Raw genomic sequence first — 21,876 nt, 5'->3', positions numbered from 1 at the left:
CGGGTTGGGGGTTGTTGTGAGAGCAGGCCCTGACGCGTCAGTACGCGCCGACGGGATGGGTGAGCACTTTGACCGTCCGCCACATGATGACCAGGTCGCCGGTGAGCGACCAGTTCTCCACGTAGTAGAGATCGAGTCGGACGCTTTCCTCCCAGGAGAGGTCGGAGCGTCCGTTGACCTGCCACATGCCGGTGAGTCCCGGCTTGATGTACAGGCGACGGTGGACGTGGTTCTCATATCCCTCGACCTCGGAGCGCAGCGGAGGCCGCGGTCCGACAAGGCTCATGTCGCCGAGGAAGACATTCACGAGCTGGGGCAGCTCGTCGAGCGAGTACTTGCGCAGGATGCGGCCGACGCGGGTGACGCGTGGGTCGTCCTTGAGCTTGAACAGCACGCCGTTGCCGTCGCTCTTCGCCTGCAGTTCGGCGAGGCGCGCTTCTGCATCGACGCACATGGAACGGAACTTGAACATCCGGAACGTCTCGCCGTTGCGGCCGACGCGCTCCTGCGAGAACACGACGGGGCCGTTGTCGTCGAGCTTCACGAACAGCGCGACGGCGAGGAAGACGGGGGAGAGCAGCGCGAGTGCGAGGCCGGAGGCGAAGAAGTCGAACGCGCGCTTGAGCACGTGCTTGCCTCCTTCGAACTGCGGGATCTCCACGTGGATGAGCGGCAGCCCCTCGACGGGACGGAAGTGGATGCGCGGGCCGGCGACGTCGGTGAGGCGCGACGCGAGCACCAGCTCGGTGGCCGTGCCCTCGAGCTTCCAGGCCAGGGTGCGCACGAAGTCGCCGCCGGTCAGCGACTGGCCGGCGACGATCACGGTGTCGACGCCCAGGCGGGCGGCCGCGTCCGCGACGCCTTCGAGGTCGGAGACCACGGGCACCTCGCGGTCGGGGGCGGCGATGCGCTTCTTCATCGCCGCGTCCTTCTTGGCGCCCTTGCGCTTGCCCGTGTCGAGGGATGCGCCGACCACGTGGTAGGCGGCGCCCGACTTGTTGTGGATCTGCCGCACGACGTAGTCGACGTCGGAGAACCCTCCGACGACGAGTGCGCGGGAGAGGTAGTGGTCGAACATCCGCTGGCGGATCAGCCACTGCCGCCACAGCCACCGCGACGTCAGCACGCCGACGACCCCGAGCGGGAGCGCCAGCACGAAGTAGCCGCGGGCGATGTCGACCTTGGCGACCAGGAAGACGATGGCGAGCAGACCGAAGGTGAGCGCGCTGGCGTTCACGACCCTCTTGTACTCCGCGACGCCGACGCCGACCACGCGCGGGTCGCGCGAGTGGTTGACGGCGAGGGCGAACATCCAGGTCGCCGCGATGAGCATGGACAGCGTGAAGTAGTCGGTGCGGTATCCGGCGAACTGGGTGCCGGTGTCGTCGAGGCCGAAGCGCAGGAACATCGCGCAGAGCGTGGACGCCAGGATGATCGCGGTGTCGGTGATGAACAAGCGAGCGCGGTACTGCCGCGCCCAGGTGCGCTCAGAGCTGCGGCGCTGGGTCGGTGCGGCCGAACGGCCGATGGTGGTCAGGCGTGGTTTGAGTACGGTCATCGGAGCGCCCTCCCCGCGCTGCTGATGGATGCACCGACCGAAGAGCCGACGACGGCTGGGGGAAAGCCGTGGTCTCGAACGGCTTCACCGCCGCCGGCCCCGCTGATGAGGGTCGTCCCGTTGCTCCGCGCGCGCCGAGCGGCCCTCTGTTCGAGGGGGTTGAGCGAACGGGTCGCTCGACGTGGCGGATGCGGGTTCACGGGTCGTCCCTGCGTGTGTCGGGTTGGTGCTTTTTCGGGTGGCGTGAACCGGTGAGTCCCACTCGTGAGACCGACGAGCTTGTTCAGCGAACGGAAAGTGACTGTTTCTCACCTATTCACAAAAGTGAGATTACATCGTTTTTTCAGGTTCGCGTGAGCCCTCTATGGGGGTGATTATTACTCATCTTTGCGTGCGGGCGCTCTGAGGCGCGCCGGAACGGGACTCTCAGGCCCGTGTTTTCGCGTATTCCGACCCGGAACGGGTGCGTTCGACGAGCCCGAAATCCACCAGATACCGGCGCAGCAGAGCGGGGTCGTCCCCGAACCGCAGCAGCCGCTCGGACAGCTCGCGCTCGTCCACCACCTCGGAATCCCCGAGCACGGCGGAGGCGACCAGCGCCAGCAACTCCCGACGCTCCCCGGCGTTCGCCGGGAACCGGTCGATGCGTCCGTCCGCGTCGAGGAACCGCTCGACGCCGGCGCGCGGAGCCCTGCCCCGTGCATCCCGTCGCTGCGCATCCCGGAGGGTGTCAGCGAACACGGCGCCATCGACCACCAGCGCGCCGTCCCGCTCCACCACGACCCCGGATGCGGTCAGCGCCTCCAGCGCGCGCCGCCGCCGCGCGGGCGACAGCCCCGCGCCGGCCGCGCCTGCGCCGCCCAGCACCACCTCCGCGAACACCACCCGGGCGTCCGCGTTCCCCAGCGCCGCCACGATCCTCCGCCAGTCGCCCACGTTATCCACACCCTCCAGCGATCGAGATACCAGTAACTGTGCCGCATCCCGGGCGTTTTGCGACAGATAGTGGTGTCTCGCCGGGTGTCGGAGGCGGGAGGTATGGTCAGGGTATGTGCGGACGGTTCGCGATGGACAAAGAGACGGACGACATGATCCAGGAGTTCGTCGCCGAGGGCGGCGACTTCCGGGACTGGCGGCCCAGCTGGAACATCGCGCCCACCGATCCCATCCCGATCTTCCTGGAGAGCAAGAAGAACGACGAGCCGAGCGTCCGACGGCTCGAACTGGCCAGGTGGTCGCTCGTGCCCTCCTGGTCGAAAGAGCTGAAGACCAAGGTTCCCACCTTCAACGCCCGCGCGGAGACCGCGGCGGAGAAGCCTATGTTCAAGGCGTCCGTCGCCTCCCGCCGCGCGATCGTGCCGGCCATCGGATACTACGAGTGGCAGACCGATCCCGTCACCAAGAAGAAGACGCCGTACTTCATCCACCTGCCGGACGGCGAGCTGATGGGTTTCGCCGGGCTGTACGCCTGGTGGGCAGACCCGGCCAAGGAGCACAGCGATCCTGAGCGCTGGCACCTCACCGCCACGATCCTCACGGCGGATGCCGTGCACACGCTCGAGCACATCCACGACCGCAACCCGGTGCCCCTGCCGCGCGAACTGTGGGACCACTGGGTCGACCCGACCGTCGTCGGCGACCAGGCCCTGCTCGACGAGGCCGTGCGCGCGGCCGTCGGCGTCGCAGAGTCGCTCGCGTTCGACCGCGTCGGGCCGGTGACCGGAGACGGGCCGGAGCTCATCCGCCCGATCGACTGACCCGGCCTACGCAGCCGAGCCGCTGACCCGGTCGACCGACCTGGCCCACCGACCCGGTCAGCCCGCCTGCCGCGACCGCCCCGCCCCCTACAGCTCCCCGCGGCGCGCGCCCGCCCACAGGTCGACGCCCGCATCCACGGCCAGCTCGTCGATCTCGGCCAGCTCCTCATCCGTGAACGCGAGGTTGTCCAGCGCTCCGACGTTCTGCTCCAGCTGGGCGACGCTGCTCGCGCCGATGACCAGCGACGTCACGCGTTCGTCGCGCAGCGCCCAGGCGAGCGCCAGTTGCGCGAGCGACTGGCCGCGCCGTGCCGCGACCTCGTTGAGCGATCGCAGGCGCGCCACCGCGTCGTCGGTGAGCCAGTCCGCGTCGAGCGAGCTGCCAGCGGCGGCGCGCGAGCCGTCCGGGATGCCGTTCAGGTACTTGTCGGTGAGCATCCCCTGCGCCAGGGCGGTGAACCCGATGACGCCGAAGCCGGCATCGCCCGCCGCATCCAGCAGCCCCTCGTTCTCGATCCAGCGATTCAGCATCGAGTACGACGGCTGGTGGATGAGCAGGGGCGTTCCGAGTTCGCGGAGGATCTCGGCGGCCCGGCGTGCATCCTCTGCTCCGTAGGACGAGATGCCGACGTACAGCGCCTTGCCGGAGCGGACGGCGGTGTCCAGTGCCTGCATCGTCTCCTCCAGCGGAGTCGACGGGTCAGGGCGGTGCGAGTAGAAGATGTCGACGTAGTCGAGGCCGAGCCGCGACAGGGACTGGTCGAGGCTCGCGAGCATGTACTTGCGTCCGCCGCCGCCCTGGCCGTACGGACCGGGCCACATATCCCAGCCGGCCTTCGACGACACCACGATCTCGTCGCGGTACGGGCGCAGGTCGTCGCGCAGGATGCGCCCGAAGTTCACCTCTGCCGCGCCGTACGGCGGGCCGTAGTTGTTGGCGAGGTCGAAGTGCGTGATGCCGAGGTCGAACGCCCGCAGCACGATGTCCCGCTGCGTCGCGAACGGCCGGTCGTCGCCGAAGTTGTGCCAGAGACCGAGGGACAGCGCTGGAAGGTCGAGCCCGCTGCGCCCGGTGCGGCGGTACTGCATCCGGTCGTAGCGCTCGGGGAGGGGGTGGTAGGCCATGCATCCACTTTTCCGTGTGCGGGCCGTCCTGTCCAACAGGCCGCGGTGATCCGATTCAGGGATGCGGTCGCTGAATCAGCCTTTGCTGCCGCTGCGCCTCAGCCAGCCGATGATCGCCGTGATGACGAACAGGATGAGCCCGATGATCGCCAGCCACAGCAGACCCTTGATCGCGAAGCCCAGGATCGCGAGCACAGCCCAGACGACCAGAAGCACGATGATGAGAGTGACCATGCAGGCAACCTAACTCCGCGCACCTGCGCCGCGTCAAGGTCAGCGTCTGGCTTTGCGAGCCGCCCTGTTGCGCGCGAGCACCCATCCGACCACGCCGCCGACCACGAACACCGCCACCACGAGCACCCACGTCGGCATCCGCAACTGCGCCCACAGCAGGTAGATGGTGGCCTGGTCGTTCCCCACCCCGTTCTGAATGGCCACGATCAGCAGCAGCACCACCAGGACGATGGCCAGCCACTTCCGTTTCAGAAACCGAACGACGGCGTTGTCCCGGCCGCCAGCATCCTCAGCACTCATGCGCTCAGTATGCTCGCAGGCCGGTCAGCCGCGCAGCGCTTCCGAGACTTTCACGCGAGCGCCGGTCCGCAGCAGCGAGTTGGAGTACACCCGGGCGCCGAGCGCGATCACCACGGCAGTGGATGCGACGAGCAGCACGAGCGACAGGATCGGCTCCCACCACTCCGCCGTTCCGAGGAAGATGCGCACCGGCATCCCGACAGGGGCGGCGAACGGCACGTAACTCATGATCGCCATCACGGTGGGGTTGTCGTTGAAGAAGATCACCAGGAAGTACGGCACCATGATGAGGATCATCACCGGCGACGTCACCGACCCGATGTCCTCCGAGCGGGAGACGAGCGAGGCGGCCGCTGCATACAGGGCGGCCAGCAGCACGAAGCCGATCACGAAGAACACCACGAACCAGGCGACAGCCGGCCCGACGGTGCCGAGCAGCACCTGCTGGCCGGTGACCATCATCCCGAGGATCGCTGCGATGGCGATGGCGGCGATCTGGCCGAGTGCGAGGACGCTGTTCCCGACGACCTTGCCGGCGAGCAGCACGCGGGCGCTCACCGTCGACAGCAGGATCTCCACGATGCGCGTCTGCTTCTCCTCGACGACGCTCTGGGCGATCATCGTGCCGAAGGTCACGGCGGACATCATGAAGACGATCCCGAAACCGAGGGCGATGATGTAGACCAGGGCAGCAGGCTGCGCGGACGGGTCGAGCAGTTCCACCTCCGGCTGGATGCTCAGGGCGGAGAGCACGCCCTGCGGCGCGCTGTCGAGGCCGATCACGGTCACCGGCGGCGTCCCGGAGGCGGGAACCACCACGGCGGACACGTCGCCGGACCGCAGCAGCTCCTCCCCGGCCGCGCGCGACTCGACCTGCACAGCATCGAGGCCGTCCGCCCCGCCGACGACCTGCTCGGCCGACCCGACGACGGCGACCTTCGTGGAGCTGTCGCCCCCGCCGAAGATGCCGCCGAGCAGCACGGAGGCGAGCACGAGCAGCACGAGCACGGCCGCCGAGACGACGAACGACTTGCTGCGCAGCCGGGTGACGATCTCCCTGCGGGCGACGAGACCGACCCCGGATGCGAAGCCCGGGGCGGGCGGGGTGGTGCGCGTGGACGGGGTGCCGGTGGATGCTGATGCGCTCATTTGCCGATGGCCTCTCGGAAGATCTGTGCAAGGGAGGGGTTCTGGGGTCCGAAGCTGACCACGCCGCCGTCGGCCGTCGCCCGCTTGAGCACGGCCTGCGCCGTCGCGTCGTCGGACTCGAACAGCGCGTATCCGCCGTCGAAGTCGAGCACGGTGACGCCGTCGAGGCCGCGGAGCCAGCCCGCGTCCCCGGAGACGAGCAGCTCGTAGCGTCCGCCGCCGTGCTCGCGCCGCAGCTCATCCGTTCCGCCGGAGACCTTGACCTCGCCGTCCGCGATGATCACGAGCTCGTCGCAGAGCCGCTCGACGATGTCGAGCTGGTGCGAGCTGAACAGCACGGGAGCACCGGAGGCCGCGTAGTCGCGGAGCACGCCGACCACCACATCCACCGCCAGGGGGTCGAGGCCGGAGAACGGCTCGTCCAGCACCAGCACCTCGGGGTCGTGCACGAGGGCGGCGGCGATCTGCGCCCGCTGCTGGTTGCCGAGGCTGAGGCTCTCCACCAGGTCGCCGGAGCGCTCGCCGAGGCCGAGCCTGTCGAGCAGCGCGTCGGTGTTGCGGGAGGCGGCAGCGGCGCTGAGGCCGTGCAGCCGCGCCAGGTAGACGAGCTGCTCTGCGACCTTCATCTTCGGGTAGAGGCCGCGCTCCTCCGGCATGTAGCCGAAGCGGCGGCGGTCGTCCGCGGTGAGCGGCTGGCCGTCGAGCAGCACCGTGCCGCCGTCCGAGGCGAGCACGCCGAGGATGATGCGCATGGTCGTGGTCTTGCCCGCGCCGTTGCCTCCGACGAAGCCGGTCATGCGCGCTCGCGGCACCGTGAAGTTCACGTCGCGCAGCACGAGGCGGTCCCCGTAGCGCTTCTCGACGTTCTGGATCTGCAGCATTGTCGCCGTCCCTTCCGTGGTCGATTCCACGCTACGGATTCGCGGGCGAGCACCGCATCCACCTGCCGTCGTCCGCCGCTCGGCGGAGGGCAGGCGGGTCAGCGCCCGGCGCGGGTCAGCGCCCGGCGAGCCCGTTCTCGTAGGCGAAGATGACCGCCTGGATGCGGTCGCGCAGCCCCAGCTTGAGCAGCACTTTCGAGACGTGCGTCTTCACGGTGGCCTCGCCGAGGTAGAGCCGCGCGGCGATCTCCGCGTTGGACAGGCCGCCGGCGAGGAGGCCGAGTACTTCGCGCTCGCGGTCGGTGAGGTCGTCGACCGCGGTGCCGGTGGCGGTTGTCGCACCACCCGCCAGCGCTCCCGCCTGCCCATCGCTGAACCGGCTGATCACCTGGCGGGTCACATCCGGAGACAGCAGCGCATCCCCTCTGGCGAGGACGTGCACCGCGTTGACCAGCTCCTCCGGCGACGAGTTCTTCAGCAGGAACCCGCTCGCGCCCGCCTGCAGTGCGGTGAAGAGGTAGTCGTCGCGGTTGAACGTGGTGAGCACGAGCACGCTGGCGGCGAGGTCGGGCCTGGCGACGATCTGCCTGGTCGCCTCGAGCCCGTCCATGCCGGGCATCTGCACGTCCATGCAGATCACGTCCGGCTGCAGTTCCTCGCAGAGCCGCACGGCGGTCTGGCCGTCGCCCGCCTCTCCGACCACCTCGATCGCGTCGTCCGACTGCAGGATGATCCGGAATCCGGCGCGGACGAGTTCCTGGTCGTCGGCGAGCAGTACCCGGATGCTCACCTCGTCACCTCCGCAGCGAGCGGGAAGCGCGCGCGGACGAGGTATCCGCCGCGGCTGCGCGGACCGATCTCGATGCTCCCTCCGACGGACGCGACCCGTTCGCGCATCCCGAGGTGCCCCATCCCGGCCCCGGATGCGGTGGCGGAGCGTCCTGCGCCGAGCCCGGTGTCCGACGCCTCCACTTCGAGGCTGTCGTCGGTGTATCGGAGCCGCAGCTCGGCGGTCGCCCCCGCCCCGCCGTGCTTCCGGGTGTTGGTGAGCGCCTCCTGCGCGACGCGGTACACACAGAGCCCGATGGTCGCCGGCACCGCCCTGCGGCTGCCGATGACGTGCAGCCGGGTGGGCAGGCCGGCGCAGACGGCGTCGTCGACCAGTTCGCCCAGCTGGTCCACGCCGTGCGTCGTCGCCGCGTCGCCTGCGGGCGCCGCCTGGTCATCGCGCAGGGCGCCGAGCAGCAGCCGCAGCTCGTCGACGGCGGTGCGCGCACTCGACTCGACGTTCAGCAGCGAGGAGCGGGCGGCGGCGGGGTCGCGGTCGAGCACGAGCCGCGCTGCTCCCGCCTGCACCCCCATCACCGATACGTGATGCGCGACGACGTCGTGCAGCTCGCGGGCGATCCGCACCCGTTCGAGCGCGATGGCCTGCTGCTGGGTGCGCTCGCGCTCCTCCGCCAGTTCGAGTGTCAGCGTCTCCAGCTCGTGCCTCGCACGCGCCGACCGGAATGCGGCGTCGCCGAAGTAGTACGCGCCGCCGAAATAGAGCAGGTTGATGATGATCTGGATGAGACCGAACGCGACGTACGGGGAGAGTGTCCCCTCGCGCGACAGCTCCGGGACCACCGAGCTGATCCCGGCGGTGACGATCAGGTTCCAGAACAGCCAGACGAACATCGCGGCGATGATCGCGAGTCGCAGCACCGTCGCCAGGGTGCGCCTGCGACCCCACGCGCCGAGCGTGTAGACGGCGATGAACAGGGCGATGTTCGAGAACAGGTACTCGCCGACCCGGAACTCGCCTCCCCACCAGAACGCGACGGCGGAGCAGATCGCGACCGCCTCCGGCCAGCGCCGCCGCACGGCCAGCGGCGCCCCGCTCGCGACGGCCCAGACGATGCTCACCCACGCTTCCGAACTGCCGTACATCCCGGTGCGCTGGTAGAGGAACACCGAGCCGATCATCGCGGCGGTCAGGACGACGGCGAGCACGACGTCCGCTCGCCGGCCACGGGCATCCGGGGCTGGACGGTGCCACTCGCTCGCCGGCGCGGCCAGCAGTCGTGGTGATGCGCTGGTCATCCTCCAACGCTAGCGATGGATGCGCGGCGGCGGATCCGTCGTGCGGGGGAGGCGGCGCCGGTCCGGATGCCCAGCCGCAGCCCGTCGTCGGGGGTCGAAGGCAACGGCGCGAACCCGAGCCGCCGATAGAAGGCCTGCGCCCCGGTGTTGCGCTCGCCGACCCCGAGCTGCACACCGGGGACGCCCGCATCCGCCAGCTGGCGCAGAAGCGTGGCCATCAGCCTGCGCCCCCAGCCCTGTCCCTGTGCCACCGGCAGGAGGTCGATGTGCAGGTGGGCGGGGAACAGCTCGTGGTCCGGGCCGATCAGGTGCGAGGTGGAGTGGCCGACCAGCGCGAGGCTCTCGGTCGGCGTGGTCGGCGGGTCGACCAGTGGATGAGCGGCCGCGAACCGTGGGAGCCACTCGCGGCGGTACCGCTCGGCGAAGACCACGCTGTCCGGGGTCGCGACGATGTACCCCACCGCCCGGCCGCCGATGTCGAGGACGTGCGCGTGCTCCGGTTCGAGCTCGAGGTACGGCAGGAGGAAGATGTCGGCGAGCAGTCCGTCGTCGGCGTACTTCCCCGTGGCGTCACCGCCGGAGTCACCCGTCAGGAGGCAGACTCTGGACAGGGACGCCCCATCGCCCGGGGCATACGGCCGGATCACGCACGGTCACCGGAAGGGAGGTCGGCGATCACGTTCCCGAGACTCGCGCCTGGCCGGTGGGCATCGATCACCGCCCAGAACGTCCGAAGGAGGATGGCCATGGTCAGGCGGCGCCGAGGGCGGCCCTGAGACTCGGCGCTGTCGCCATCGACGCGCGCGCGGCGTCAGCACTGAGGCCGCGCAGCAGCATGAGAATGGCGATCTTCACCGAGCCGTCGCTCTGGGCCAGCGTCTCCGCCGCCTCCGCCGGGGTGCAATCGGTGACGAGCATGACAGTGCGCTCGGCGCGCGCACGCAGCTTCTCGTTGGTGGCACGGAGGTCGACCATGATGTTGCCGTACGTCTTGCCGAGCCTGATCATCGCGATGGTGGAGATCATGTTGAGCACGAGCTTCTGCGCCGTGCCCGCCTTGAGCCTCGTGGAGCCCGCGATCAGCTCGGGGCCGACGACGACCTCGATGGCGTGGTCGGCGACGCGTCCGATGGTGGAGTTGCTGTTGCAGGCGATCGCGACGGTGAGCGCGCCGATCTCCGCCGCGTACTCCAGCGCGCCGACCACATACGGGGTGCGACCGGATGCGGAGATCCCGACCACGACATCCATCTCCGTGAGTGCGATGCCGCTGAGAGCGTCCGCCCCGCCCTGCGGGTCGTCCTCGGCGTTCTCCACCGCGGTCCGGATCGCGCCGTCCCCTCCCGCAATGATCCCGACCACCAGTGAGGGGTCGACGTTGAACGTCGGGGGGCACTCGCTGGCGTCCACGATGCCGAGCCGTCCTGGGGTGCCGGCTCCGATGTAGATGAGGCGACCGCCGTCGCGCATCCGGGCGGCGATGTCGTCGATGGCCGCTGCGATGGTCGGCAGCACCACGGCGACCGCGGGAGGGACGCTCTCGTCGTGCTCGTTCATCAGCTCGACCAGCCCCGCTGTGCTGAGCATGTCGAGGTCGCGTCCGTCTTCCACGATCGCTTCTGTCGTGAGCGTGGAGAGCTCGGCGAGGAGGAGGTCGTGGGGACCTCGCGCTCTGTTGAGGATGTCAGACACGGATGGCATACCTTTCGTGGGGAAGGTCACGGCGGGCGGCGAGGATCGCCGCTCCGTCCAGCGACGATCCGGAGGGGCGGCGCGGGGACAGGTGGCGGCGGCCCAGCTCGTCGAGCAGCCTCCGCAGGAACTCGGGGTCGTCGGTGAGCCCGCCGATCACGGAGACAGGTGAACCGGCGGTGGCGACGGAGGCCGCCGCTGCGGCGAGGTGGTCGATGGCGGCATCGACGATGCCCTGCGCCACCTGGTCGCCACCTCGCGCGTTCGCAAGGACGACGGGGGCGAAGGAGGCGAGCGCTCGTGCGACATCGCCGCCGCCCATGATCGCGCGCGGAAGGCCGACGAGGTCCCCGGCGATGGAGGCTGCGTCCTCTTCGAGCGCCGTGCGCGGCCCGCGGCCGTCCGCCGCCCTGAGCGCCGCGACGAGGCCGGCCTGGCCGATCCAGCGACCGCTGCCCTCGTCGCCGAGCCACGGGCCCCAGCCGTCCGAGCGCCGCGCACTGCCGTCGTCTCCGACCTCGAAGGCCACCGCGCCCGTCCCGGCGATGAGGACCGTCCCCGCTGCTCCGTCGAACGCGCCGATGTGCGCGGTGAGCACGTCGGAGGCGATGGCGACGCCGAAGCCCCACAGTTCGCGAGCGCGCTCGGCGGCCCGGCGAGCGGCATCCCTGTCGGAGTCGGCGCCCGCTGCACCGATGGCGAGTCCGGTGACGCGAGCCAGCTGCTCCGCGCCCAGCGACGCGACGAGGGGGGCGATGGCCGCGATGGCCAGCTCGGCGCCCCCTTCGGCAGCGAGTCCGGGGAACCCGTGGCCGCGGACCTCGGTGGATGCGCGCCCGGCGTCGAGCCGCACCCGGCAATTGGTCTTGCCGAGATCGACCGCAATGTGGCTGCGTACGGCTTCTGTGCTCACGTCGTCCTTATCCATCGGTGATAGAGACAATTTACATGGATCAGCGATCCAAAGTAAATGATTGACAAACGGCCCGGCGCGTCGATAGCGTGACTCGCCAAGCGTGAAAACGAGCGGAGGGAGCCGACATGGCGAACGGTGTCATTAGTGTCGTCCCTGTGAGCATCCAGACCAACATCCAGGCGCACGTCGAATCGTTCCCGCCCACCATGCGCCGCGTCGCCGACGCGATCCTCGAGCGGCCGCAGATCGTCGTGGAGAACACGATCACCGAACTCGCCAGGGCGTGCAACACGTCCGAGGCGTCGATCGTGCGCTTCTGCCAGTCGCTCGGCCTCACCGGCTACCCGCAGCTCAAACTGCAGCTCGCGGCGGAACTGGGCAAGGAGTCCGCGGAGTTCGGCAGCACAGGCTCCGGCACATACGGCGCGGACATCAGCCCGTCCGACACGCTCGCCGAGATGGTGTCGAAGATCGCCAGCAGCGAGATCCTCGGCATCAGGGAGACGGCGGACAGCATCGACATCGCGGTGCTCGAGCGAGTGGTCCGCAAGGTCGAGCGCGCCAAGCGCGTGGTCGTCTTCGGCGTCGGGGCGAGCAACGCGGGCGCACAGGACCTCGCGCAGAAACTGCTGCGCATCGGGCACATCGCGCTTGCTTTCACCGACGCGCACGACGCACTCGTGTCCGCCGCGCTGATCGGAGCGGGGGATGTGGCGATCGGCTTCTCGCACAACGGCAAGACCAAGGAGACCAACGCCTTCCTGCGTGGCGCCCACAACGGTGGGGCGTACACCGTCGCCATCACCAACGTCCCCGATTCGCCGCTCTCCGAGCACGCGGACGACGTGCTGCGCACCGCGGTGCGCGAGACCACGTTCCGCTCCGGCGCCATGGCGAGCAGGATCGCGCAGCTCACGCTCGTCGACTACATCTTCGTCGGCGTCGCCCGCGGCCGGTACGACCGCACCGTGCAGGCGCTGAAGAGCACATACGAAATCGTCAGAGAACTCCGAGAAGAAAACTGAGCGCTGCCTCCATCCGGCGTCCCCCGTGCGTCGGTGCGATGCCGCGCGCCCACGGAAGGATAACCATGACAACCCAGCGCGCCCGCACCGGCGTCGAGATCGCCGCGGAGGATCCCGGACTGCTCGGCGGCAGGCGGATCGGCCTGCTCACCAACTTCACCGGCACGACACCCGACCTCGGCCGCACGGTCGACGCCCTGGTGGAGGCCGGTGCTCCGGTCACGGCGCTGTTCGGGCCGGAGCACGGGCTCAACGGTTCTGTGCAGGCCGGCGAGACCGAGACGAGCACACACGACGCCCGCACCGACCTGCCGATCATCGAGACGTATCTGAAGTCGGGCGAGGAACTCGATCGCCTGATCGAGGACTCCGGCGTCGACACCGTCGTGTTCGACATGCAGGACCTCGGAGTGCGCTACTACACGTACATCTGGTCGCTCTACGACTGCCTGCGGAGTGCAGCGCGCACCGGCGTGCGGTTCGTGGTCCTCGACCGCCCGAACCCGCTCGGTGGAGGCGTGCTCTCCGGACCGGGGATCGACGTCTCCGGGTTCGGCAGTTTCGTCGGGCGAAGCGACGTGCACCAGCGCCACGGGCTCACCGCCGGCGAGCTGGCGCGGCTGTTCAACACCAGGGATCTGCCCGCCGACGGTCTCTCCGCCGACCTCGACGTCATCCGGATGGAGGGCTGGGACGCATCGGCGGACTTCGACGCCACGGGGCTGCCCTGGGTGCCGCCATCTCCGAACATGCCGACGCTGGATACCGCGTACGCCTTCACGGGGACCGGCATCTTCGAGGGGACGAACGTCAGCGAGGGCAGGGGCACGACGCGGCCCTTCGAAATGCTCGGGGCGCCGTACATCGATGGCCGGCTCGCCGCGCGGTTGCGGGATGCTCGCATCCCGGGAGTGCTGTTCCGCGAGCTCTGGTATTCGCCGACGTTCCACAAGTATGCGGGGGAGACCGTGCGGGGGGTTCAGCTGCACATCGTCGATCGCAGCGCCTTCGATCCCGTGTCGACCGGCCTCGCGATCCTGGACGCCGTTGCGGAGCTCTACCCGGACGATTTCCGGTTCCTGGAGCCCGGCCAGCGGGTGGAGTCCGGCGAGCACGGGTACGCGGTCGACCGCCTCTGGGGCTCGTCCGCGCTGCGTGATGCCGTCCACGCCGGTGAGCCGGCGGCAGCCCTGAATCCGGGCGTCGTGCCCGTCCAGGACGTCTACGGCGACGATGTCCTGCTCTATTCGCGCGTTTCGTCCGTGTAACGAGCGCGTAAATGATTACCGCATCTATGGCGGTGGTTGAAAATACTTGACATGGTTCCATCAATGAAGGTAATTTCGGTCCAAGGCCAGGATGCGCCGGCACACCGAAGTGAAAAGGCACGAGGAGATTCGATGCAGCAGTCCACGTCCACCGCGACGATCCGACCCTTCCAGAGCGGCGACGGCCCCCAGATCGCCCAGGCCTGGACGGCCGCTGCGTCGGCCGACGGAATCACATACGACCGGTTCCGCGACATGTTCCTGCTCGACCGCAACTTCGACGCATCCGGCCTCCTGGTGGCCGAGGCGGACGGCGAGATCGTCGGAGCCGCATACGGGGTGCACCGCCGGATCGCCGCCGACGGAGCCGACCTCGAGCCGGACTCCGGCTGGGTGCCGTTCTTCTTCGTCACCCCGGGCCACCGCAACCAGGGACTCGGAGCCGCACTGGTCGGCGGCGTCATGGAGTGGCTGGCGAGCAAGGGCGCGAAGACCGCGTACTTCTCCTCGTACACGCCGAACTACTTCCTCCCCGGCCTCGACGCCGCCCGCTATCCGGACGCCGCCAGGCTGCTCGCCAAGCTCGGCTTCACCACCCAGTACGAGTCCGTCGCAATGGACAGGACGCTCAACGACTACGAACTCCCGGAGCGCATCCGGGAGAAGGTCGCGTCCCTCAGCGCGGACGGCTGGACGTTCGGCTCGCCGACCGGGGACGACCTCGTCGACCTGATCGACATCGCCGGCTCCCGGTTCAACCCCGACTGGTCGCGCGGCATCCGGGAGGGCGTGCTCGGCGGCCAGCCGCTCGAACGCATCATCTCCGTGCGCAACCCGGAGGGCGTGATGCTCGGCTGGGCGATGCACGGCACGTACGAGAACGTGCTCGAACGCTTCGGGCCGTTCGGCGTGCTGCCGGAGAGCCGCGGGACAGGCCTCGGCGAGATCCTCCTGCACCTGACCCTCGAACGGATGCGCGCACTCGGCGCCCACAGCGCCTGGTTCCTCTGGACAGAGGAGACCTCGGCGGCAGGGTACCTGTACGCCAAGACCGGTTTCACCGTAACTCGCACCTTCGCGATCCTGCACGCGCCGCTCGCTGCCTGAACAGCAGCGTCCACCCCACCGAGAGGAAAACCATGAGAACAGCACTGTTCGGCCGCAGAGGCCGAATCGCCAAGGCGGCACTCGTCGTCGGGGCGGCAGCGCTCGCGCTGTCCGCCTGCAGCGGTACCGGTTCGTCGGGAAGCGACGACGGCAAAGTCACGCTCACCTTCCTGAGCCACTACGGTCAGGACCCCATGAAGAGCGGCATGACCAAGATGATCGACGAGTGGAACTCGTCCCACCCGGACATCCAGGTCAAGCAGCAGACGGTCAACTTCGACGACCTCCTCACCACGCTCAACGTGCGTCAGACCGGCGGCAAGGGTGCCGACATCATGAGCTCGTACTCCCTCTGGGGTGGCCAGCTCGCCGCGAACGGTGTGCTCGACAAGCCGTCCGCCGAGGTCGCGAAGGACATCAAGGACAACTACAGCGAGGCCGCTGCGGCATCCGTCACCGGTGCGAACCAGGTGTTCGGATATCCGACGGAGTTCAACACGTACGTCCTGTATTACAACAAGAAGATCCTCGCCGACGCCGGGTACGACAAGCCGCCTGCCACCTGGGATGAGCTCAAGGAGATCGCGAACAAGACCACCAAGAAGGACGGCTCCGGCAACTATCAGGTGGTCGGGCTCTCCCTCATCCAGGACGGCGACAACCAGACCGCCCACCCGTTCCTTTCGTTGCTCGATTCGGCGGGCGGCAAATTCCTCGAGCCGAACGGCGACTCAGCGCTGAACGGCAAGGCCAAGGAGACGATGCAGCTCGAGGCCGACCTGGCCAAGTCCGGGGCGACGACCACGTCGATCATGCCGACGAAGACCTTCCCGACCAACGGCGTCGCCATGGCGATCCAGGCCGGCTGGTGGATCGGCAGCCTGAAGACGCAGATGAAGGACGAGTACTCCAACGTCGGCACCGCTCCCGTTCCCGGCCCGGAAGCAGGGGACAAGGGCTCGCTCGCGTACTCCTTCTTCACCGGGGTGAACTCGGGCAGCAAGCACAAGAAGGAGGCCTGGGAGTTCCTCACCTGGCTGAACTCCAACAAGAACAAGGAGGGCGTCACCGAAATGGGTGACTTCCTGGCGACGAACGGCCTCATCCCGCCGCGCAAGGCCGACGCCGACATCCTCGGCCCGAAGCTGCAGGCAGAGGATGCGAACCTCACGCCGATCTACGACGCGGCGAGCTACGCGATGGCCGAGTCCAACGCCGCCAACGCGTACAAGGCGAAGACCTCGCTGCACAACGCACTCAACGAGATTCTTGTGAATCACGCTCCCGTCGATCAGACCTTCAAGAACCTGACCGCCGAGATCGACCGCAAGTAGCAATCCGGTGGGCAGGGTCGCCCCCGCGGCCCTGCCCACCCCTCAGAAGCAGCCACACAGGCGGAGACGACATATGACTGGAATGTACGCGAGCGCGACGCGCGAAGCGGCGAGCCAACTGGGCGACGCGGAGCTCTCTGCGCCGTCCAGGGTGAAATCCCGGAGGTTCAGGAGGGAGGGCAGGGCCGGCTACCTGTTCCTGGCGCCGTCGCTGCTGTTCTTCCTCGTCTTCCTGATCCTGCCGTCGTTCTTCGCGATCTTCCTCTCCCTCTCGCAGTGGGGAGGGTACGACCTCACCCAGATCAAATTCATCGGGGTGGAGAACTACTCCGACATCCTCAACTTCAACAGCACGTTCCTGTCGCCGATCCTGGTCAACACGTTCGTCTTCGCCGCACTGTCCGTGATCCTCGCCGTCGCCGGTTCGCTCCTCGTCGCCCAGTGCATCGAGCGCCTCCGCTTCCAGGGTTTCTGGCGGTTCCTCTACTTCCTCCCCGTGGTCGCCACCGTGGTCGCGATCGGCAACGTGTGGAAGATGATGTACCAGCCCTCCGGCCTCATCAACGGCCTGCTGAACGCGCTGCACATCAACTCGATCGGCTTCCTCTCCGACCCGAAGATCGCACTGCCCTCCGTCGCCGTCGTGCAGGCGTGGGCGTCCATCGGCGCCGCGGTGCTCATCCTGACCGCTGGAATCAAGTCGATCGACCGCACGGTGTACGAGGCTGCCGAGATCGACGGCGCCAACAGCTGGCAGACGTTCTGGGGGATCACGCTCCCGCTGCTGCGGCCGTCGCTGGTGTTCGTCTTCATCACCCAGGTGATCGCCGGACTGCAGTCGTTCGCGCTCATCATCGTGATGACGAAGGACGGCGGGCCGGTCAACTCCACGAACGTCGCGGCGTTCGAGATGTACCAGCAGGCCTTCAAGTTCGGTGCGTGGGGCACAGCGAGCGCGATGGCGATGGTGCTGTTCGTGATCATCTTCATCATCACCCTGATCCAGCTCTGGGTCAGCCGACGTTCAGGAGACGACGACTGATGGCTCTGCGCAACAAGCGGGTACGCACGCCCTGGCTCTCGTACACCCTGGTCGCCATCGGCGGTGTGCTGATGGCGATGCCCTTCCTCGACATGCTCTTCAGCTCGTTCAAGGGCCCGGGCGAGTACGGCGTGCTGCCGTACCACTTCCTGCCGCAGGACTTCACCTGGAGCAACTACAGCGCCGCCTTCGACCAGCTGCAGCTCGGGCGCCTGTTCATGAACAGTGTGATCGTGACCCTGGTGGTCACGGCGTCCGTGCTCATCACGTCCGCGATGGCGGGCTATGCGCTCGCCAAGCTGCGCTTCCGCGGGAGGGATGTGATCTTCCGCTTCATCCTGGCGACGATGATGCTCCCGCCGTTCCTGCTGCTGATCCCCGACTTCCTCATCATGGTGAACTGGCCGCTGGTCGGCGGGAACAACATCCTGGGTCAGGGGGGAGACGGCGGTATGACGACCAATATCGTCTCGCTGATGCTCCCGTTCCTGGTGAGCGGCTTCGGCATCTTCCTGATGCGGCAGTTCATGGTCGGCGTGCCGAACGAGATGCTCGAGGCCGCGCGCATCGACGGCGCGGGCGAGTGGAGGCTGTTCTACAACATCGTGCTTCCGCAGGCCAAGCCGGTTGCGATCACGCTCGGCCTCATCACCTTCGTGGGCCAATGGAACGACTACATCTGGACGTCGCTGATCGCGTCGACCAACTCCGATCTGATGACGCTCCCTGTCGGCATCCAGCTGCTGCAGAGCTTCATCGACCCCAACCGCACGATGCCGATCGTCATGGCCGGAATCGTCATCAGCACCATCCCGGTGCTGATCATCTTCCTCTTCTTCCAGAAGTACTACGTGCGCGGCGTCATGCTCAGCGGCATGAAGTGACGCCGGCACGACGTGACCAGCGCGAACAACGAGAAACGGAGCGAAACGTGAGCAGGACAGTCCTCGCCATCGGCGGGCACATCGGAGACATGGACCTCACGGCGGGGCCGACCCTCGCCAAGATGGTGCTCGACGGAGACCGGGCGATCATCGTCGCGTGCACGTACGGAGAGCGCGGCCATCCGGCGCTGAGCCCGGACGAGTACCGCGTACAGAAGGTGCGGGAAGGCGAACAGTTCGCCGCGGACATCGGCGCCGAGTTCCGGGTGCTCGACTACTCCGACGGCTTCCTGCCCGACGACGACGAGGCGGCCGGCCAGCTGGCCGACATCATCCGGGCCGAGAAGCCGGACATCATCATCACGCACTGGACGAAGAGCATCCACCGGGATCACGAGCGTGCGGCGATCATCGCCGAGCGCGCCAGGTTCCTCGCCTCTCTTCCTCTCGACAGTCCGCTCGGGCGGCATGGTGTGAAGCAGTTCCTGCACGCGGACAACTGGGAGGACGCGGAGGGCTTCCAGCCCGACCTGTACGTGCCCATCCCGCAGGAGGCCTTCGACATCTGGCGCGCTGCCATCCAGAACCAGGCGTTCGCGCGCGGAGAGACGTACGGCTTCCGCTACATCGACTACTACACGGCGATGATGTCGGCGAAGGGCTGCCTCGTCGGCACGGAACGAGCGTGCGGGTTCACCGTCGGCGGCAGTTCGAAGTTCGAGCTCGCCGGACCGTGAGCACTGCCGCGCCTGCCGAGAGCGTGACCAGGAGGCACGCGATCGCACACGACGCGTCGCACTACCTCCTGGTCCCGTCGGCAGTGGAGACGCCCGGCACGGTGGCCGAGGTGGTCGAGCTGATGCGCCGAGTGCGCGAATCCGGTGCATCCCTCACCTTCCGTTCCGGCGGCACCAGCCTCAGCGGGCAGGGGTCGACCGCGGGCGTGCTGGCCGACACCCGGCGGCACTTCCGCGCCATCCGGGTGCTCGACGACGGGATGCGCGTCAGCGTCGGCCCCGGAGCGACCGTCAGACAGGTCAATGCCGTCCTCGCCCGCCACGGGCGCAAACTCGGGCCGGACCCGGCGAGCGAGGTGGCCTGCACCATCGGAGGCGTGCTCGCCAACAATTCGAGCGGGATGGTCTGCGGCATCACGCAGAACTCGTACCGCACGGTGGAGTCGATGGTCGTCGTTCTGGCGAGCGGCACCGTGATCGACACGGCAGCGCGGGACGCCGACGCCGAGTTGGCCCGCGCGGAACCCGATGTGCATGCCGGGCTCTCCGCGCTGCGCGACCGGGTGCTCGCCGACCCGGCGTCCGTCGCCACGATCGAGCGGCTGTTCAGCCGCAAGAACACGATGGGCTACGGGGTGAACGCGCTGCTCGACTTCGAGCGGCCTGTCGACATCCTGGCCCATCTGATGATCGGCAGCGAGGGCACCCTCGGCTTCATCTCCTCCGCGACCTTCCGCACGGTGCCGGTGCTGACGTCGGTGGCGACCGGCCTCGCCGTGTTCCGCACGCTCACGGAGGCGGCGGCGGCGACGAGCCTGCTCGCCGACGCCGGCTTCGCCACCGTGGAGCTGATGGATGCCACCTCGCTGCGCGTCGCGCAGCAGCTCCCCGACTGCCCGACCGACATCGCCGCGCTCCCCGTCGACCAGCACGCCGCACTCCTCATCGAGTTGCAGACGGAAGACGACGCGGCGCTCGCGGCCGAGCTTCGCCGCACCGAGGCCACCGTGGATGCTCTGCCGGTGGTGCATCCGGTCCTCCTGTCTCAGGAGCCCGCGAGACGCGCCTCCCTCTGGCACCTGCGCAAAGGGCTGTACACCGCGGTCGCCGGAGCGCGCCCGTCGGGAACGACGGCGCTGCTGGAGGATGTGGTGGTGCCCGTCGAACACCTGGGCGCGTTCTGCGACGGCCTCATCGAGCTGTTCGACAGGTTCGGCTACGAGGACTCCGTGATCTTCGGTCACGCCAAGGACGGAAACGTCCACTTCATGCTGACCGAGCGGTTCGACCGTGCGGAGTCGCTCGACCGTTACCGCGCCTTCACGGAGGCGATGGTGGATCTGGTTCTCCTCTTCGGCGGCTCCCTCAAAGCCGAACACGGCACGGGCAGGGTGATGGCACCGTTCGTCTCGCGGCAGTACGGCGACGAGCTCTACGCCGTGATGTGGCAGATCAAGCGACTGCTCGACCCGACAGGGATGCTGAACCCCGGCGTCCTGCTGTCGGACGATCCAGGCTCCTACCTCCGCGACCTCAAGATCACGCCCGCTGTCGAGGCCGAAGTGGACCGCTGCGTCGAGTGCGGATACTGCGAACCGGCCTGCCCGTCGCGTGACCTCACCCTCACCCCGCGCCAGCGCATCGTCCTGCGGCGCGAGATGGCCGACGCGGAGCGGGCCGGCGACACGGCTCTGCTCGAACGACTGCGCGCCGACTACGAGTATCAGGGTGTCGAGACCTGCGCCGTCGACGGGATGTGCCAGTCTGCCTGCCCGGTCGGCATCAACACCGGCGACCTGGTGCGGCGGCTCCGCGCTGAGACGGCGGCGCGGCCGGCGGCGGCCGTCTGGGGCGCCGCATCCCGTCAGTGGGGTGCCGTGACCGTCGGCGCAGCAGCCGCCCTCACGGTCGCTAAGGCGCTGCCGCCCTCCGTGGTGAAAGCCGCGACCGTGCTCGGGCGCAGCATGCTCGGCGACGAACAGGTGCCGCTCTACTCGGCCGAACTGCCCGCCGGAGGCGCGGCACGCAGGCCGCTGGCCGCCGCCGATCCTGTCGCCGTCTTCTTCCCCGCCTGTGTCGGCACCATGTTCGGCGCGCCGCGTGGTGCGCTGTCCGCCTCCGAGGCGTTCCTCGCACTGTGCGAGCGGGCGGGAGTGTCAGTGACTGTCCCGGACGGAATCGGATCGCTCTGCTGCGGGACCCCGTGGAAGTCCAAGGGCTACACGGCGGGGTACGACCGGATGTCCGACAGCGTGCGGTCTGTGCTGCTGGAGGCGACGGACGGGGGCCGCCTGCCCGTGGTCTGCGACGCGAGCAGCTGTACGGAAGGGCTGGCGCTGATGGCGGCGACGGCGGGGTTCACCGTCGTCGACAGCATCGCGTTCACCGCCGAACGCCTCCTGCCCGCGGTGTCGGTCACGGAGCCGATCGGTTCGATGGTCGTGCATCCAACGTGCTCGTCCGCCCAGCTCGGCATCGACCAGGAGCTGGCGGCGATCGCATCCAGCATCGCCGCCGAGGTCGTCACGCCGGTCAGCTGGAGCTGCTGCGGGTTCGCGGGCGACAGGGGGCTGCTGCATCCTGAGCTGACCGCCAGCGCGACAGCGGCGGAGGCCGCCGAGGTGACATCCCGAGATCACGACGCGTACGCCTCCACCAACCGCACCTGCGAGCTCGGGATGACCAGGGCCGTCGGAGCGGACTACGAACACATCCTCGTCCACCTGGAACGAGCGACCAGGCCACCCGCCTGACCGGCTTCCGCCCCGTGCGTATGGCGCGA

Annotated in this window: 21 protein-coding genes; 9 read left to right on the top strand and 12 right to left on the bottom strand. The window is 68.5% G+C overall.

Features of this window, described 5'->3' with window-relative positions; all coding sequences use genetic code 11:
- Positions 1 to 37 precede the first annotated feature (37 nt).
- Positions 38 to 1,558, bottom strand: coding sequence for a sugar transferase (locus HF024_RS16500; RefSeq protein ID WP_168690307.1), 1,521 nt, complete (start codon positions 1,556 to 1,558; stop codon positions 38 to 40).
- A gap of 426 nt (positions 1,559 to 1,984) precedes the next feature.
- Entirely contained in the window at positions 1,985 to 2,494 is a 510-nt protein-coding gene (locus HF024_RS16495; protein ID WP_247597159.1) for a DUF2087 domain-containing protein, read from the bottom strand.
- Positions 2,495 to 2,607: 113 nt separating this feature from the next.
- Here HF024_RS16495 and HF024_RS16490 point away from each other — a divergent pair, with 113 nt between their 5' ends.
- Entirely contained in the window at positions 2,608 to 3,315 is a 708-nt protein-coding gene (locus tag HF024_RS16490) for an SOS response-associated peptidase (RefSeq protein WP_168690305.1), read from the top strand.
- Between the two features lie 87 nt (positions 3,316 to 3,402).
- Here HF024_RS16490 and mgrA read toward each other — a convergent pair whose 3' ends face one another.
- The 10 genes from mgrA to HF024_RS16440 all read right to left on the bottom strand — a co-directional run bounded on the left by mgrA (position 3,403) and on the right by HF024_RS16440 (position 11,694).
- Positions 3,403 to 4,440, bottom strand: a complete 1,038-nt coding sequence (gene mgrA / locus HF024_RS16485; protein WP_168690304.1) for an L-glyceraldehyde 3-phosphate reductase — start codon at positions 4,438 to 4,440, stop codon at positions 3,403 to 3,405.
- Positions 4,441 to 4,515: 75 nt separating this feature from the next.
- Positions 4,516 to 4,674 (bottom strand): hypothetical protein, encoded by a 159-nt coding sequence (locus HF024_RS16480; RefSeq protein ID WP_168690303.1) that lies wholly within the window; start codon positions 4,672 to 4,674, stop codon positions 4,516 to 4,518.
- 39 nt (positions 4,675 to 4,713) lie between these two features.
- A complete protein-coding gene (locus HF024_RS16475) occupies positions 4,714 to 4,974 on the bottom strand; it encodes a lipopolysaccharide assembly protein LapA domain-containing protein (protein WP_085369074.1) in 261 nt (86 codons plus the stop codon).
- A gap of 24 nt (positions 4,975 to 4,998) precedes the next feature.
- Entirely contained in the window at positions 4,999 to 6,123 is a 1,125-nt protein-coding gene (locus tag HF024_RS16470; RefSeq protein WP_168690302.1) for an ABC transporter permease, read from the bottom strand.
- On the bottom strand, positions 6,120 to 7,004 hold the full coding sequence (locus HF024_RS16465) for an ATP-binding cassette domain-containing protein (RefSeq protein WP_168690950.1): 885 nt from the start codon (positions 7,002 to 7,004) through the stop codon (positions 6,120 to 6,122). The genes HF024_RS16470 and HF024_RS16465 overlap by 4 nt, the downstream gene beginning before the upstream one ends.
- 115 nt (positions 7,005 to 7,119) lie before the next feature.
- Positions 7,120 to 7,794 carry a response regulator transcription factor gene (locus HF024_RS16460; RefSeq protein ID WP_168690301.1) on the bottom strand — a complete coding sequence of 225 codons (675 nt, stop codon included), beginning with the start codon at positions 7,792 to 7,794 and terminating at the stop codon, positions 7,120 to 7,122.
- Positions 7,791 to 9,089 carry a histidine kinase gene (locus HF024_RS16455; RefSeq protein ID WP_168690300.1) on the bottom strand — a complete coding sequence of 433 codons (1,299 nt, stop codon included), beginning with the start codon at positions 9,087 to 9,089 and terminating at the stop codon, positions 7,791 to 7,793. Before HF024_RS16455 ends, HF024_RS16460 begins: the two co-directional genes overlap by 4 nt.
- On the bottom strand, positions 9,086 to 9,736 hold the full coding sequence (locus HF024_RS16450; protein WP_168690299.1) for an N-acetyltransferase: 651 nt from the start codon (positions 9,734 to 9,736) through the stop codon (positions 9,086 to 9,088). Before HF024_RS16450 ends, HF024_RS16455 begins: the two co-directional genes overlap by 4 nt.
- A 103-nt stretch (positions 9,737 to 9,839) precedes the next feature.
- The gene (gene murQ / locus HF024_RS16445; RefSeq protein ID WP_247597158.1) at positions 9,840 to 10,781 is read right to left on the bottom strand and encodes an N-acetylmuramic acid 6-phosphate etherase; all 942 of its coding nucleotides are present in this window, start codon (positions 10,779 to 10,781) and stop codon (positions 9,840 to 9,842) included.
- A complete protein-coding gene (locus HF024_RS16440; RefSeq protein WP_168690297.1) occupies positions 10,774 to 11,694 on the bottom strand; it encodes a BadF/BadG/BcrA/BcrD ATPase family protein in 921 nt (306 codons plus the stop codon). Before HF024_RS16440 ends, murQ begins: the two co-directional genes overlap by 8 nt.
- Before the next feature lie 158 nt (positions 11,695 to 11,852).
- Between HF024_RS16440 and HF024_RS16435 the strand changes: the two genes are divergently transcribed.
- From HF024_RS16435 to HF024_RS16400, 8 genes are all read left to right on the top strand, one after another.
- Positions 11,853 to 12,722, top strand: coding sequence for a MurR/RpiR family transcriptional regulator (locus HF024_RS16435; RefSeq protein WP_085369109.1), 870 nt, complete (start codon positions 11,853 to 11,855; stop codon positions 12,720 to 12,722).
- A gap of 65 nt (positions 12,723 to 12,787) precedes the next feature.
- A complete protein-coding gene (locus tag HF024_RS16430; RefSeq protein WP_168690296.1) occupies positions 12,788 to 13,990 on the top strand; it encodes a DUF1343 domain-containing protein in 1,203 nt (400 codons plus the stop codon).
- A gap of 132 nt (positions 13,991 to 14,122) precedes the next feature.
- A complete protein-coding gene (locus HF024_RS16425; protein WP_168690295.1) occupies positions 14,123 to 15,097 on the top strand; it encodes a GNAT family N-acetyltransferase in 975 nt (324 codons plus the stop codon).
- 32 nt (positions 15,098 to 15,129) lie between these two features.
- The gene (locus HF024_RS16420) at positions 15,130 to 16,431 is read left to right on the top strand and encodes an extracellular solute-binding protein (protein ID WP_085369064.1); all 1,302 of its coding nucleotides are present in this window, start codon (positions 15,130 to 15,132) and stop codon (positions 16,429 to 16,431) included.
- A 73-nt stretch (positions 16,432 to 16,504) separates the two neighbouring features.
- Complete coding sequence (locus tag HF024_RS16415; protein ID WP_085369063.1) at positions 16,505 to 17,473, top strand: sugar ABC transporter permease; 969 nt, start codon at positions 16,505 to 16,507, stop codon at positions 17,471 to 17,473.
- Positions 17,473 to 18,357: a carbohydrate ABC transporter permease gene (locus HF024_RS16410; protein WP_168690294.1), complete on the top strand. Its 885-nt coding sequence runs from the start codon at positions 17,473 to 17,475 to the stop codon at positions 18,355 to 18,357. The genes HF024_RS16415 and HF024_RS16410 overlap by 1 nt, the downstream gene beginning before the upstream one ends.
- Positions 18,358 to 18,404: 47 nt before the next feature.
- On the top strand, positions 18,405 to 19,094 hold the full coding sequence (locus HF024_RS16405) for a PIG-L family deacetylase (RefSeq protein ID WP_085369061.1): 690 nt from the start codon (positions 18,405 to 18,407) through the stop codon (positions 19,092 to 19,094).
- A complete protein-coding gene (locus tag HF024_RS16400) occupies positions 19,091 to 21,847 on the top strand; it encodes an FAD-binding and (Fe-S)-binding domain-containing protein (RefSeq protein WP_247597157.1) in 2,757 nt (918 codons plus the stop codon). The genes HF024_RS16405 and HF024_RS16400 overlap by 4 nt, the downstream gene beginning before the upstream one ends.
- Positions 21,848 to 21,876: the final 29 nt, after the last annotated feature.

Origin of the sequence: Leifsonia sp. PS1209 (genome assembly GCF_012317045.1) — a bacterium.
Taxonomy (GTDB): Bacteria; Actinomycetota; Actinomycetes; order Actinomycetales; family Microbacteriaceae; genus Leifsonia.
Note: the sequence above shows the minus strand (reverse complement) of the source record. Positions and strands in the feature narration are given on the sequence as shown.